The organism is Nonomuraea sp. NPDC050202 (assembly GCF_040656115.1).
Taxonomy (GTDB): Bacteria; Actinomycetota; Actinomycetes; order Streptosporangiales; family Streptosporangiaceae; genus Nonomuraea.
Map to the genome: position 1 here is coordinate 42,874 of NZ_JBFALF010000038.1, position 13,407 is coordinate 56,280.

Genomic DNA, 13,407 nt, shown 5'->3' on the forward strand with positions numbered 1-13,407 from the left:
ACACCGCGGACAGTCATGCGTCACCTCCGAAGCGCGTCGTGGAGTCAGGCAACGCGGGGGCCGGCGGCGGTCGGACCGCCGGCCCCCGCCGGGTCAGCCGGGAATCGAGGCGATCTCCGTCGGGACCGCCAGCATGTCGATGAGCTGCTGCGAGGCCACGCCGCGCAGCACCCACACGTCATCGATCACGCCGGACCAGGCCTTGCCCGCCGGGTAGGTGCCGCCGGACAGGCTCCGGCCGACCTGGAGCGAGGCGATGGGGCCGAAGGGACGGGTGCGGTGGCGGAAGGACAGGTTGTCCGCGCCGCTCGCGGCCTCCTTCACCCCGTTGACCCACAGCGTGACCGTCCCCTCGGTCGCGTCGTAGGTGACGGCGAGATGGTCCCAGTCGCCGAAGTTGCCCTGGTGGAACATGGAGTGCTCCACGCCGGCCGTCGTCGCGCCGGCGCCGTCCTTGTCCGGTACGTCCAGCACGTAGCGCTGCTTGCCCGGGTCGTAGCGCACCGTGATCGCGCTGTTGTGCGATCCCGCCAGGCCGAGCACGGTCATCGGCCTGCTGGGCTCTCCCGGGGTGGACACCCACGCCGAGACGGTGAAGCTGTCGCGGGTGTCGATCACCGGCCCGGTCGCCGCGGCGTAGTCGTTGTTGCCGCCCGGCAACTTCAGCGCCCCGCTCGGGGTTCCGGCCGGGGACTTCACGAGCACCTCGGCGAAGTCGGTGGTGATCTTGGCTGCGCCGTTGAGCGTCAGCGGGTAGGCGACGCCCTGCCCCGTGTCAGGGCTGCCGGGCGGGGTGCCGGTGGCGGTGTTGAGGTGCCACTTGCTCTCCACCACGGGCTTGATCGTGTACAGGTCCCGCACCTCGTCGGCGGTCACCACCCGGTCGAAGACCCGGACGTCGTCCACGACTCCCGGCGTGTAGTTGGCGAACTGACCGTTGTACAGGCCCCGGCCGATCTGGAAGGCGTTGCCCGCCGCCCAGGCCGCCGAGCTCATGTCCCCCGGCACGCCTTCCACGCCGTTGACGTAGAGCCGCAGCTTCTTGGTCACCACGTCCTGCACGCCGACCAGGTGGGTCCACCCGCCGGGTCTGGCCGGCTCCCTGGAGTACGCGGTGCCGGCTCCGGTGGTGCTCGCGTCAGCCTGGACCCGCCACAGCTTCCACTTCTTGTCGGCCGGGTCGTATTTCAGGTAGAAGGGCGAGTTCTTGGTCGCGGCCTGGCTGGCCACGACGAAGTGGGTGGTGGGCAGCGTGGCCGGCATCTTCACCCACGCCGACACCGCGAGGTTCTGGGTGGTGTCCACCACCGGGCCGCCGGTGGCGGCGTAGGAGGTGGTGCCGTTCAGCCGCATCGCGGTGCTCAGCGCTCCGGGCGCGCCGAGGGTGGCGCCGCCCTGCGGCGTGGCCGGGTAGGCGCCCTGGGCGTCGGCCAGCCGGGTCGCCCCCGCCGCCTCGTCGAGCTTCCAGTGCGCCTTCGGGGCCTTGCCGTCGGCGACCCAGAACTCGTAGGTGCCGGTCGACCAGTTGTTGGCCGCGTCCCACGCCGTCACGTACAGGGTGTTCAGGCCGGCGTGCGTGGGCATCGCCTTGATCGACTCGGTGGCGGTGGTCCTGGTCTTGGCCGCTCCCTCGGCGGGGTCGGTGTTCATCGCCCACGCGTACTTGCTGACCCGGGTGTCGAGGGCGATGGTGAACGTGCCGTACCGGCCCACGCCGTCGGTGGGGACCTGGGCGGGGTCGGCCGGATCGAGCGCGGGGTAGCCGTCGGCGCCGGTGGAGGTGACCTTCGGCTCGGGCAGGGCCCTGGCGTCGTAGACGAAGTAGCAGGCCGTGGCGTTGCCGTCCCAGCTCCACGGGCTCCACGCCCGCCCGTCGGAGGCGCGCACGCCCCAGTGGGCGACGACGCCCTGCGGGATGAGGTTCTTGGGGATCACCACGCTGAAGGAGGACTTGCGCGGGCCGTTGGCCGACATCTTCTTGACGGTGCCGAGGTTCTTGACCTTCTGGACGCCGTTCTCCGTCCAGATCACCTGGAACTGCGCCTTGAGCTTCTCCCCTTCCACGCCCTTGTTGTCCGGGTCGGTGAGGTTCTTGGCGAACAGGGTCGGCAGCCGGTTGAACGTGGCCGGAGTGGCAGGGCCGCGGCAGGTGCCGCCGGGGCTGGAGGAGAGCTGGCTCATCTTCGGCTGCGCGGGCGGGCTGTTGTAGTGCACCCGGACGAAGGCGTTGCGGTCGAAACGCTTCCAGGCGAGCTGGTCGCCGCCGTCGCGGGCACGCAGGCCGAAGGTGGTGTTCGACCAGCCCTTCCTGGCCGCCTCCTGGACGGCGCTGGTCACGTTGAACAGCACGTCACCGGCGGGACAGCCGGAGCTCCAGCCCTTGGCCACGTTCCTGCTGTCCAGCCTGCGCACCCAGTTGTCGGAGGTCGAGTTCCAGGTGGAGCCCGTCCCGAAGCTCTTGGCCAGGTAGATGTCCACGACGCGCTTCCTGCACGAGGTCGCGAAGGTCTCCTGGGCGTGGAACTCGGCCGAGATGATCTGCTTGTGCGCGAACCTGGCGGTGGGGACGCGGTAGAACAGCCGCTTCTCGTACCAGCCGTTGCAGTAGCGGCCGGCGGGCGGGTAGTCGCGGGGGCAGCGGCCCATGCCCTCGTTCTTGGTGAAGTTGTACTTCGACCATCCGGCGCTGGAGACCATCAGGCGGGCCGAGGCGCGGGGGGTGTCCCACATCGGGTCGATGTAGAGGGGGTAGGCGGTGTCCGCGCCGGTGAGCAGGGCCGGGTCCGGCTTGAGCGTCATCTCGCCGCCGCTCACGCTGGTGGTCACGGTGGCGATCTTGGAGGTGTCGCCGGGCTGGCTGGCGGAGGCCTCCACGACGCCGTTGTCGGTCAGGTCCTCGCCGGGGTTCTCCCCGCCGTCGTCGGCCGTCGCCGCCCGTAGGGCCGACCCGGTGGCCGGCGCGGTGGAGTCCCACATGATCGGCACCGGGGCCTCGTAGACCACGCCGCCGGTGGTCTCGTCGACCGCCTGCTGGGTGCCGTCGTCCGCCGTCCGCACGCTGAGGCCGGGCGCTGACAGGCCCAGCTTGATGGCTGCCAGGCGCGGGTCCGCGGCCGCCGCGGCGGTCTTGACGACCAGCACGTGCGAGAACCCCTCCGGCTCCACCCGCACCCGCAGGTCCACGTCCGCACCGAGGACGCCGGGGTAGACGGCGGAGTCGCCGTCCAGCCACGGCTTGGGCAGCGCCGTGGGCCACGTCAGCGACATCGGCCGGCCTGCCCGGTTGATCGTCACCAGCGGGCCGGTGCCGCCGCCGGACAGCTTGATCTCCGTCGGCACCGCGTTCGGCACGATCGACCCGTCGGCCAGCTTGCGCAGCTTGGTGTCGACGGGCGTCCAGACGCCGTCCTTCACCACGCGAACCGGCTGGAAATGCTCCTTGGAGGTGAAGCTGCCGTCGGGTGTGGCATACACCTCGCGGGTCTCGCCGCGCTCCGACAGCACCTCGACGAGCTGCCCGCTCGCGGCCGCGGCGGCCAGCGCCTCCGCCTCGGTCTGCTTCGGCTCCTTCGACAGGCCCCAGGTGTTCTCCACCAGGGAGACGTTGTCCAGATGGACGGTGATCGCGCCCTTGCCCCCGAGCTGGAAGACCACCTCGGCCGCGGTGGTGTCGAGCGTGGAGGTGAACGGGAAGGAGTAGCGCTGGCGGCCCGTCTCCAGCTCGACGCTCTGCGCGAGCGCGGCGCTGTAGGGCGCCTCGCCCTCCCGCACGGCCACCTCGACGGCCACGTCGGCCGAGGCGCGGGCGTCGAACGACACCGTGTAGGTGCGCCCGCTGATCAGGCTGCCGGTGAGCTGCGTGACGACGGCGTCGCCGGGCTCGGCCGCGCCGTCGGCGACGGCGGCCCGCAGCTCGCCGTTGTCCACGGTGAGCGCCGGGTTGCCCGCCGACCACCACGGCACGATCGACGGCCCGTCCAGCGTCCCGTTGCGGACCAGCTCGGTCCTGGCCGGCTCGTCCGGCCAGGCCAGCGCGCCGAGCCTGACCGGCTGCCCGGACGGCACGCCGAGGGCCGCGGCGACATCGGCGGGAAGCGCCGCGCCCGCCGACTCGGCCGGGCTGCCCGGCACCAGCCGGTAGTCCCCGGCGTCGGCGTTGACCACGTAGCTCGTCTCCTGGTAGCGGGAGTTCGCGTCGCGGCCGGTCGCGGCCTGGAACTGCGCCAGCGACGGATAGTGGATGCTCGAACCGGTCACCCGCGACCACTGCACGAGCGTGGCCGGCGTGTCCGCGCCGGTGCGCGAGTACCCGTTGTGGTGCATCTGGGCGGCCGGGATCATGCCGTCGGCGCCGACCCGGCGCCCGGACTCGCCGGTGTTGTTGTCGGTGGTGTTGACCAGCGGCGCGGTGCTCGTGCCGCCGGCGATCACGTTGTTCATCAGCGTGATGTCGGCGGTGTCCCACGTGATGCCCAGCGCCTTCTCCGCGTCGGTCGGGCAGACGTCGTCCGCGCCGGGGCAGGTCGGCCGCGCGTCCTCCTGCACCGCGATCGCCTGCGCGTTGCCGACGGAGGTGTTGTTGATCACCCGGACGTGGTTCGAGCCCAGCAGGCTCAGCCCGGTCATGCCGTTGCCGGCCAGCACGTTGGAGGCGATCAGCGCCTGGCCCGAGACCTTGTAGTGCAGGCCGTGCCGGGAGTTGCCGCGGATCAGGTTACGGATGATCGTCATGTCGTGGCACGACAGATCGCACCACAGGCCGACGCCCTGGTTGGCCTCGAACACGTTGTCACGAACGGTCGCGCCGGTGACCCGGGTGGCGTTCATCCCGGCGCCTGCCAGGTGATAGCCCTTCGAGAAGCCGAGCTGCTCGGTGTTGTTGCGCACGACCCGGTTGTTCTCGACCGTCAGATTCGCCGACCGGTGCGCCCCGATGCCCAGATAGCCGTTCTCGGCGATCGCGTTCCCGCTCACGCGCACGTCGTCGGCGTTGACCAGCAGGCCCGACGCCGCGTTGTGGATGATCGTGTTCTTCTCGAACACCATGCCCTTGGCCTGCGCGATGAGCGCGGCCGGTTCCTTGGTCTGGTTCTGGCTGCTGCCGAAGTGGGCGAACCCGAGCCCCCGCACGACCGACCCGTCGGCGCCGGCGAAGAAGTGCATGCCGCTCTTCCTGGCCGTGATCTCGACCCTGCGCCCTGTCGGGTCGCTGCCGATGAAGGTCCGGTCGCCCGGCCCGTCGTGGAAGAAGGTCCCCGCCCTGACCTCCTCCCTGGTGGCCACCTGGCGCAGCGGCTCACCGTCGAGGAACACCATCTGCGGATCCCCGCCGACCGGGTTGTCGTCGTTGAAGTGCAGCGGGTTCATGCACTCGTCGTAGGCCGGCGCGGTGGCCCGGCACACGCTGGCCGGGTTCCAGCCGTCCAGCCGCCAGGCGTTGCCGTCGGCCGTCAGCTGGCCCTGCTGGATCTCCGAGCTGCCCTTGAACCAGACCTTCTCCCCCGGGTACGGCTGCAGCGTCACCGGCGCGGCGACGTTGCCCAGCCGTTCACGGTACTCTCCGGCGCGCAACACGATCGTGGTCATCCTGCCCGCCGCGGCCCTGGCCACCGCCGCCCCCGCGGTCCGCAGCGGAGCCTCCATGGTGCCGGCGCCGGCGTCGTTTCCGCCGGGGGCCACGAAAATCGCGTCAGCCGGTACGGGATACGACGTCGGAATGATGGACAACGGGGAAGTCACCTCCGCGGCCGGCGCCGACGTCGCGGCGGCGGCCGGTCTTTCCCCGGTGCCCGACAAAGTGAGCACACTCGCGGCGATCATCGTCAACGAGACGATGACAGCCGCACCCCGTAAACCCATGAATTTTCCTCCTAGGACGGTTTTTCGGCAGACGGAAGACGTCATCAGGGGGTTTCACAAAGGTGAGCAGATGAATATCGGCGGTCGTTTACCCGCACCCGTGACCGCGTCCGACATCCGGCATCACGATATCGACCGGCGTGTTTCCGGTCGTCCACCCAGGATTTGACGATGACCGTCAATCCGCCGCGGTAGGCGTAGCGGAACTCCACCTGACGCGGTACGCCCTGGGCGCCCTCGCCGGGGACGCGTCCAGGCCGGCTCGTCGAGAAGGGGCAGCCGCGGGTTCAGGCACGCGGCGGCGCGAGCACGCGCCAGAGACCCCGTACGGCCAGCAGGGACGCCGCGCCCGCCGCGCCGACGACCAGGCCGGGTGCCACCACCTCGCCCAAAGCCCCGCCGCCGGCCGCGAACAGCCCCTGCGACGTCATGGTCCCGGTCAGCGCCAGCCCGAAGGCCTGGCCTCGGTTCGCCTCCGGCACCGCCGCCAGGAAGCGCCGGGCCAGCCCCAGCTGGTAGGCGACCCCGAACCCGGACACGGCAAGCAGCAGCGCCGCGATGACCGGTCCTGGCGAGAGCACGAACCCGAGCAACGGTGCGCCGAGCAGCAGCGCCAGCGGCCCGGCCAGCCGTTCCCGCCGTTCTGGGGTGACCAGCCGGCCGATCGCGAGGTCGCCGGTGAGCATGCCGAGCGCCACGGCGGTGAACAGCAGCCCGGCCGCGTCCGGCATGCCGATCTGGACGGCGTACGGGACGAGCACGCCCTCGGCGCCGACCACGAGCGCGGGCGGCAGCCACTGGGCCAGCAGCAGCGAACGGATCGCCGGCCGGCGCAGCAGTTCGCGATTGACGCGCCAGGTCTCGCGTACCGCGTACCCGGCGGCCGGGCCGCGGCGCGGCTGCTCGGCCAGCCGCAGGCGCAGCAGCGCGGCGGACAGCAGGCAGCTCGCCACCGTGATCCACAGCGCGCCGTGCGGGCCGAGCGCCGCGATCAGCATCCCGCCCACGGCGAAGCCGAGCACCTGCGTGCCGCCGGCGGCCATGGAGAACACGGCCCGGCCGAGCACGTACCGGTCGCCGTCGAGCAGTTCGGGCAGCAGCGCGCTGCGCGCCGCGGAGGCGACCGCGCCGGGGATGCCGGTGACGAACACCAGCACCAGCATCGCGGTGGAGGAGAGCAGCCCGGCGGCGAGCACCGCGGCGACCGCGGCGCGGACCAGGTCGTAGCCGACCATCACGGCCCTCGGCGGCCACCGGTCGGCGTACGCCAGCAGCAGCGTGCCGCCGAGGGCGTAGGGCAGGAAGCCGGCGACGTAGGCCAGCGCGGCTAGCAGGGGCGAGCCGGTGCCGGCGTAGACGGTCACCGACAGCGCGAGCATCTTCACCGTCTCGCCGCCGAGGAAGAGCGTGTAGCCGGTGAACAGCACGCGGAACTGGCCTACCGCGAACACCTCGCGGTAGGTGGCCCGCACCGGTGCGGCCTGGGGTGTCGTCATGCGGGCCAGTCTCGGGGCGGTGCGGACGGAGGCGTTAGGCTTTCGCGTGGAGGCGAAAGATGCTTGCCATCGAAGTGGGCCCGGTCGACGTGGCGCACACCCGCTACGCGATCTCGCCGCTGGGTGAGGCGATGAACGCGCTGCGGGTCGCGGCGGGCAAGCAACCGGCCGGGCCGCTGCGGCCCTGGGCGGAGCGCATCGCGCCGCGGTACGCGCGGCTGCTGCGCGAGACGCCCGCGGTCGGGGCGCTGACAACGCTGTTCCGCCGCGGCGGCTACAACGCCGACTTCATCCATCCTCCGCCTTCGGGCTCCGGCGACGACTTCGCCGTCGAACTCGCCGCGGTGCGGGCGACCCCGCTGCCCCAGGTACGCGCGGAGATCGCCCGCAACCTGGCCGGCCTTCGTACGCCGCCGCGCCACGTCCAGCAGATCCTGGCCGCCCCGGACGTGCTCACCCGGCTTTCGGACGCGATCGAGGCGACCTGGCACGCGCTGGTCGAGCCCGACTGGCCGCGGCTGCGTACGGTGCTGGAGCGCGACCTGGTGCACCGCGCAGGGCACCTCGCCATGTACGGCTGGGCCGCGGCGCTGTCCGACCTGGATCCCCGGGTGAGCTGGCGCTCGGAGGGGGCCGACGGTGTGATCGAGGTGCGCACCGGTCCCCGGAACGAGTGGGAGCGGCACCGGCTGGGAGGCAAGGGGCTGCTGCTGATGCCGACCGTCTTCGGCACCCTCATCAGCTACGTCGAGCCGCCCTGGCCGTACGCTCTGGTGTATCCGGCGCGTGGCGTCGCGGACCTGCTCGGGCCGCCGCCCCCGCAGGCCGGCACGGCGGCGCTGGCGCGGCTGGTCGGCCCGCACCGCGCGCAGGTGCTGCGGGCGCTCGCGGTGCCGGCGACGACCACGCAGTTGGTCCGCCAGCTGGGTCTCAGCCTGGGCGCGGTCGGCGGCCACCTGGCCGTGCTGCGCGAATCCGGCCTGGTCACGCGGACGCGGACCGGCCGATCCGTGCGCTACGAGCGCACCCCTCTGGGCGGGATCCTGGCCGGCGACTGAGCACGGCCCCCGGTGACAGGCCGGCTCCCGGCCCGCCGCCCCGGCTGGCGCATCGACCACCCGGTCGCCGTCCCAGCGCCCCGGCCGGGCCCGGACGAGCCGACGGCGGGCGCGTTGTCACCGCGCGTCCATCGGGTGCTGGAAGTTGTTCAGCAGCGTGAAGCCCAGCCTCGCCTCCTGCGGGACCGGGCCGAGCTCCACCGGGGCCGAAACGGGCTCCAGGCCGACGCGGTAGAGCTTGGCCGTGTCGATGTCGTTGCCCGCGCCGGAGGCGATGATCAGGGAGCGGCGATCCTTGGACAGGGCCGCTGCGATGACCGACGACTGGGTCGCCGGGGCGACCTCCCTGAGCACCTTGACCTCTACGTTCTGCACGTACTCGACGTCGTCGCGGGCGAGCCGGGGGGCGACCCGGGTGGTGTAGAAGTCGTTGTCCCCTCCTTGGCAGAGCAGTTCGGTGGTGTCGAGCCAGGCCAGGGGCAGGCAGCCGCGCAGCCCGCCGTCGTCGCGCACGACGATCTCCATGCCGAACGGCTTGTGCATCGGCTCGTCGTCGTGCCCGTCGATCGTCCGGTCGATGAGGTCGAGTTCGGCGCCTCGCACCGACGACAGGCCCTTGGCCACCGTGGTGGGGTCGGCGGCGAACCTGCCGGAGGGGTGGACGACGCCGGGGCACACGACGGCGATCGACCGGATGACGCGGTAGTAGATCTCGTCGCTCTCGTTCTTGATGCAGGCGATGCTGAGCCGGCGTGGAGTGAGCAAGCCTTTGGAGTCGGCCGAGTAGTACCGCAGGCCGCGGCGGAACCAGAGTGAGCCGTCCGGCGCGAAGCCGGGGCGGTCGTCGGAGAACGTCTCCGTCACGTACCCCTTCTTGTTCGATCGCTCGGTGAGGTCCGTGAACGCCCCCGTGCCGAGGTCGAGCCAGCCGACGTGCTTCGAGTCGTGCTCGGAGGCGCCGTTCACCTGGACGGCGATCCGGCGACCGTCCGGCGAGACCGGGCTGACGCCGGGGTCGCCCGTGTCACCGCAGAGGCTGCGGACCTCCGCTTCCTCGCCGCCCGCCTTCGCGGCGATCTCGGTCAGGAGGGGCTGGAGCGTGGCGCTGGAGAAGCTCACGGCAGGCGTGCGGAAGGCGTCGTCGTACGCCGTGACCCGCCAGTGCTCGTCGGCCCGTGAGCAGACCACCGGTCCCCGCGCGGCGAGCAGGGCGGGCAGGCTCCTGGCCGCCTCGGCCAGCGCCGCCTTCCGGGGGTCCGGGGCGGGAGTGGGGCTCGTGGGCGGCGGCGCGGGGACGGCGACCGGGCCGAACGGGGTCGAACAACCGGTGGTGGCAAGGAGGATCGCGACGGCCGCGGCCGCCCAGCCGCCTCTGGCAGTACCCATCGGAGAACTCCATTCAATGATGATCCTTAAAAGAGTGAATACCATTAACCATGTGACACGGCTTCACTGCAAGTCGCGGCTCCAGGCGAAACGCGCGAAGATGGCCATGTGACAGCGCTGACGAGACGGGAGCGACTGCGGGCCGAGCTCGAACGCGACGCCAAGGCCGCCGCCCGGAGAATCGCGGCGGAGGAGGGCGTCGAGGGCCTGACCCTCGCCGCCGTGGCTCGCGCCGTCGGGGTGACGCCGCCCGCCCTATACCGCTACTTCAACGGCCGGGCAGGGCTCGTGCGCGCCGTCTACGACGACCTCACCTCCGAGTTCATGGACAACGTCGCCAAGGCCCTGCACCGCCAGGACCCCGACGACGTCAGCGCCCAGCTCCACGCCGCCACCCGGGCCGTGCTCGACTGGTCGATGGCCAACAAGGTCGAGTTCGACCTGCTCATGGGCGCCGCGTACGTCAAGATCGCCGACTCGGAGGAGGGCATTCCGAAGGTCATCGCACGCGAGCTGGGCGGTTTCTTCGGGGTGCCCTTCGCCCGGCTGTGGCGCGAAGGGCGGCTGGTCATCGACGCGGACGAGGACATCGATCCCGTCCTGGCGGAGCAGTTGCGCACGTACCGGACGCACGTGGGCCTGGACTTCCCGATCGGCGTGGTCCTGCTCATGGTCATCTGCTGGCGGCAGATCTATGGGCTGCTCTGCATGGCCGTGTACGGGCACCAGGAGTTCGCCTTCGACGACCCGATGCCGCTGTTCGAGCACATGATGGACCACCTGCTCGGCATCCTCGGGCTGGAGCGGAGCCCGAACCTGCGCGTGCCATGACCGACACCCGCTCCGAACCCTTGCGCACAGGATGAACGGGGCGCAGGACCTGCCGGGCCGGCGCGATGCCGGACGTCGCAGCTACGACCATTGACCGCCGCGCTTTCCCCATGTAATGATCTTGAATGGCAAAGCGGTGATGAGCGGGACTCATGTTTTGCGCGTGCCTGCACCGGTTGTCCCGAAGTCACCCGGCTTGAGATCGAGAGCGAGGAGATGTCGATGAAGAAGAAGCTCGAGGTCAAGATCAGGAAGCTTGAGAAGATCGAAACCACCATCAACCGCGGCGGAGCCAGCGGCTGATCAACGGATGCGCGGAACCGGCCGGTCGTTGTCCGGCCGGTTCCGCTTCCAGTGTGTGAAGGAGAGGGTAGCCGAGTGCGTCTGCCCAGGGTGAAACGTGTTCACCAGCCGTTCGTGCTGCCCGGCAATCGCATCGTCATCGGACTGTCCCAATTCGGAGTGGCCTCCGAGATAGCCGACGACGAGGACGGCAGCATCGCCACGATCCTGGCGCTGATGGACGGCACCCGGACCGCCGACGAGATCTGCGCCGACTTCGGGAAGACCCACCCCGGCGTGGACGACGACAGCGTGCGCGGCGTCATCGAAGACCTGGTCGAGAGCGGCTTCGTCGAGGACGCCGGCGCGCCCGTGCCGGCGAACCTCACGGAGCGAGAGGTCGCCCGGTACGCGTCGGCACGCCACTTCTACAGCTGGATCGACACCTCGCCGCGCACGTCACCGCACGACGTCCAGTCCGCGATCAAGAACGCCCGGGTGAGCCTGCTCGGCGTGGGCGGCACCGGATCGGCCGTCGCGGCGGGGCTGGTGTCGAGCGGCATCGGCGCGTTGCGGATCGCCGATTTCGACGACATCGAAGAGTCGAACCTGACCCGCCAGCTCCTGTACGCCGAGGCGGACCTGGGCAAGTCCAAGGTCGGTCAGGCGACCGCGCGGCTGCGGGCGATGAACGGCGCGGTGCTGGTGACCGGGGACGAGACCAAGGTGGCCGGCCCCGATGACGTCGTGGAGCTGATGACCGGCTGCGACGTGTTCGTCCTGTGCGCGGACGAACCGCACCCGGAGATCGTCGAGTGGACCAACGAAGCGGCCCTGCGGACCGGCACCCCGTGGTTCATGAGCCTGTACACCGGGCCGATGGTCGTCGTGGGCTCGTTCGTGCCGGGGGAGACAGGCTGCTGGGCCTGCCTGGACCGGCAGGAGGAGGCGCGCAAGGAGAAGGAGCTCGGGCGGCTGCTGGCCGAGTCGCGGCCGAACGCGGTGGTCGCCGCCAGCGCGAACATCAGCGGCCACCTGTGCGCCCTGGAGGTGCTGTACCAGCTCGGCGGCCTGCCGGCGCAGACCCGCGGCAGGGTCTTCCACTGGAATCTGGCCGTCTGGGACCACCAGTACTACATCGACGTCCCGCGTGACGACGAGTGCCCGGTCTGCGGGCCAGGAGCGCGGTGAGCGCCCAGGCGACCGAGGTCGGCACGGGCAGCGTCGTACGGTTCCACCCCCTCGTCGTCCGGCCCGACGACGACGACCCAGAGGCGATCATCGTCGGCCGCCCGGACCTCGGCGAGTTCGTCGAGCTGCCCGCGGTGTGCGGGGAGGTCATCCGGCTGCTCCGCGAGGGGCGGCCGGTCGCGGACGTCGAGGCCACGATCGCCGCCGAGCACGACGTCGAGCTGGACGTGGCCGACTTCGTGGAATCACTCGCCGATCTCGCCTTCGTAGCCGAGGTCGACGGGCACCCGCTGTCCGGCCCGGCGTCCGCGCCGGTGGCCGGCCATTTCATGGGCGTCACCGAGCGGCACGTCCGATGGGTCTTCGCCGGACCGATGAAGCTGTTCTGGCTCGCCGTCGTGGTGGCCGCGTCCCTGACCGTGCTCACCCGGCCCAGCCTGTTCCCCCGCCACCAGGACTTCTTCTGGAGCGGGTACACCGGGCTCTCCGTGCTGGTCAACACGGCCTTCTTCTCCGTCGTCGCGAGCGTGCACGAGCTGATGCATCTGATCGCGGCGCGTTCGCTCGGCGCGCCGGCGAGGATCGGTTTCGGCACCAGGCTGCACTACCTCGTCGTGCAGACCGACGTCACCGCCATCTGGGGAGTCCCCCGGCGGCACCGCTACCGCGTGTATCTGGCCGGAATGGCCTCCGACGTCTTCCTCATCGCGACGATGCTGCTGGCCGTCGCCTACCTGCCGCTGCCCGGCCCGTCCGAGGCGCTGCTGCGGGCCTTCATCCTGACCACGCTGCTGTGCCTGCCTCTCCAGGCTCAGATCTACATGCGGACCGACCTCTACTTCGTGCTCCGCGACCTGCTCCGGTGCAAGGACCTGTTCGGCGACGGTCTGCGCTACGTCCGGTACCTGTTCGCCAAGGCGGTCGCCCCGCTCAGGAGGCCCGGCCAGCCGGTGACCGATCCCACCGGCGACCTCGCCGCTCACGAGCGCCGCGCCGTAAGGATCTACGCCGTCACCCTCGCGCTGGGCAGCTCCGTCACCTTGACGGTCTTCGCCTTCTACGGCGCGCCGATCATCATCAGCGGGCTGACCCACGCGCTGACGGCCCTGCGGGCCGGGCTCCACGGCGGCCCCGCCCTCGCCGCGATCGACGCCGCGCTGCTCATCCTGGTCGAGGGCGGCATCCAGGTGATGTTCCTCGTGACGTTCATCCGGACGCGCCGCCACTGGTTCCGCCGGCCGAAGCCGTGACCTGGCGCGATCCCCTTCAACACCCACGCCTGAGTCCCTCCTGGGATCGCCCGA

At 71.1% G+C, this 13,407-nt stretch carries 9 protein-coding genes; 6 read left to right on the forward strand and 3 right to left on the reverse strand.

Features of this window, described 5'->3' with window-relative positions:
* Nucleotides 1–93 precede the first annotated feature (93 nt).
* Nucleotides 94–5,727 (reverse strand): LamG-like jellyroll fold domain-containing protein, encoded by a 5,634-nt coding sequence (locus AB0I79_RS51810; RefSeq protein WP_357890774.1) that lies wholly within the window; start codon nucleotides 5,725–5,727, stop codon nucleotides 94–96.
* Here AB0I79_RS51810 and AB0I79_RS51815 point away from each other — a divergent pair.
* Nucleotides 5,717–6,028 (forward strand): hypothetical protein, encoded by a 312-nt coding sequence (locus AB0I79_RS51815; RefSeq protein ID WP_357890777.1) that lies wholly within the window; start codon nucleotides 5,717–5,719, stop codon nucleotides 6,026–6,028. The two genes, AB0I79_RS51810 and AB0I79_RS51815, sit on opposite strands and share 11 nt — an antisense overlap.
* A gap of 118 nt (nucleotides 6,029–6,146) precedes the next feature.
* On the opposite strand, the gene AB0I79_RS51820 is transcribed toward AB0I79_RS51815, so the two are convergent.
* On the reverse strand, nucleotides 6,147–7,355 hold the full coding sequence (locus AB0I79_RS51820; protein WP_357890779.1) for an MFS transporter: 1,209 nt from the start codon (nucleotides 7,353–7,355) through the stop codon (nucleotides 6,147–6,149).
* A gap of 59 nt (nucleotides 7,356–7,414) precedes the next feature.
* Here AB0I79_RS51820 and AB0I79_RS51825 point away from each other — a divergent pair, with 59 nt between their 5' ends.
* Nucleotides 7,415–8,413 (forward strand): winged helix-turn-helix domain-containing protein, encoded by a 999-nt coding sequence (locus AB0I79_RS51825; protein ID WP_357890782.1) that lies wholly within the window; start codon nucleotides 7,415–7,417, stop codon nucleotides 8,411–8,413.
* A 117-nt stretch (nucleotides 8,414–8,530) separates the two neighbouring features.
* On the opposite strand, the gene AB0I79_RS51830 is transcribed toward AB0I79_RS51825, so the two are convergent.
* Nucleotides 8,531–9,799 carry a hypothetical protein gene (locus AB0I79_RS51830; protein WP_357890785.1) on the reverse strand — a complete coding sequence of 423 codons (1,269 nt, stop codon included), beginning with the start codon at nucleotides 9,797–9,799 and terminating at the stop codon, nucleotides 8,531–8,533.
* Nucleotides 9,800–9,907: 108 nt separating this feature from the next.
* Here AB0I79_RS51830 and AB0I79_RS51835 point away from each other — a divergent pair, with 108 nt between their 5' ends.
* The 4 genes from AB0I79_RS51835 to AB0I79_RS51850 all read left to right on the forward strand — a co-directional run bounded on the left by AB0I79_RS51835 (nucleotide 9,908) and on the right by AB0I79_RS51850 (nucleotide 13,353).
* A complete protein-coding gene (locus tag AB0I79_RS51835) occupies nucleotides 9,908–10,630 on the forward strand; it encodes a TetR/AcrR family transcriptional regulator (RefSeq protein WP_357890788.1) in 723 nt (240 codons plus the stop codon).
* A 90-nt stretch (nucleotides 10,631–10,720) separates the two neighbouring features.
* A complete protein-coding gene (locus tag AB0I79_RS51840; RefSeq protein WP_357890791.1) occupies nucleotides 10,721–10,933 on the forward strand; it encodes a hypothetical protein in 213 nt (70 codons plus the stop codon).
* A 75-nt stretch (nucleotides 10,934–11,008) separates the two neighbouring features.
* Nucleotides 11,009–12,103 (forward strand): TOMM precursor leader peptide-binding protein, encoded by a 1,095-nt coding sequence (locus tag AB0I79_RS51845; protein WP_357890794.1) that lies wholly within the window; start codon nucleotides 11,009–11,011, stop codon nucleotides 12,101–12,103.
* On the forward strand, nucleotides 12,100–13,353 hold the full coding sequence (locus AB0I79_RS51850; RefSeq protein ID WP_357890797.1) for a hypothetical protein: 1,254 nt from the start codon (nucleotides 12,100–12,102) through the stop codon (nucleotides 13,351–13,353). The genes AB0I79_RS51845 and AB0I79_RS51850 overlap by 4 nt, the downstream gene beginning before the upstream one ends.
* Nucleotides 13,354–13,407 lie beyond the last annotated feature (54 nt).

Bases quoted from the DNA above. Each gene is read 5' to 3' on its own strand.
- AB0I79_RS51815 (WP_357890777.1), top strand. From the start codon at position 5,717: ATGATGGACAACGGGGAAGTCACCTCCGCGGCCGGCGCCGACGTCGCG.
- AB0I79_RS51820 (WP_357890779.1), bottom strand. From the start codon at position 7,355: ATGACGACACCCCAGGCCGCACCGGTGCGGGCCACCTACCGCGAGGTG.
- AB0I79_RS51825 (WP_357890782.1), top strand. From the start codon at position 7,415: ATGCTTGCCATCGAAGTGGGCCCGGTCGACGTGGCGCACACCCGCTAC.
- AB0I79_RS51830 (WP_357890785.1), bottom strand. From the start codon at position 9,799: ATGGGTACTGCCAGAGGCGGCTGGGCGGCCGCGGCCGTCGCGATCCTC.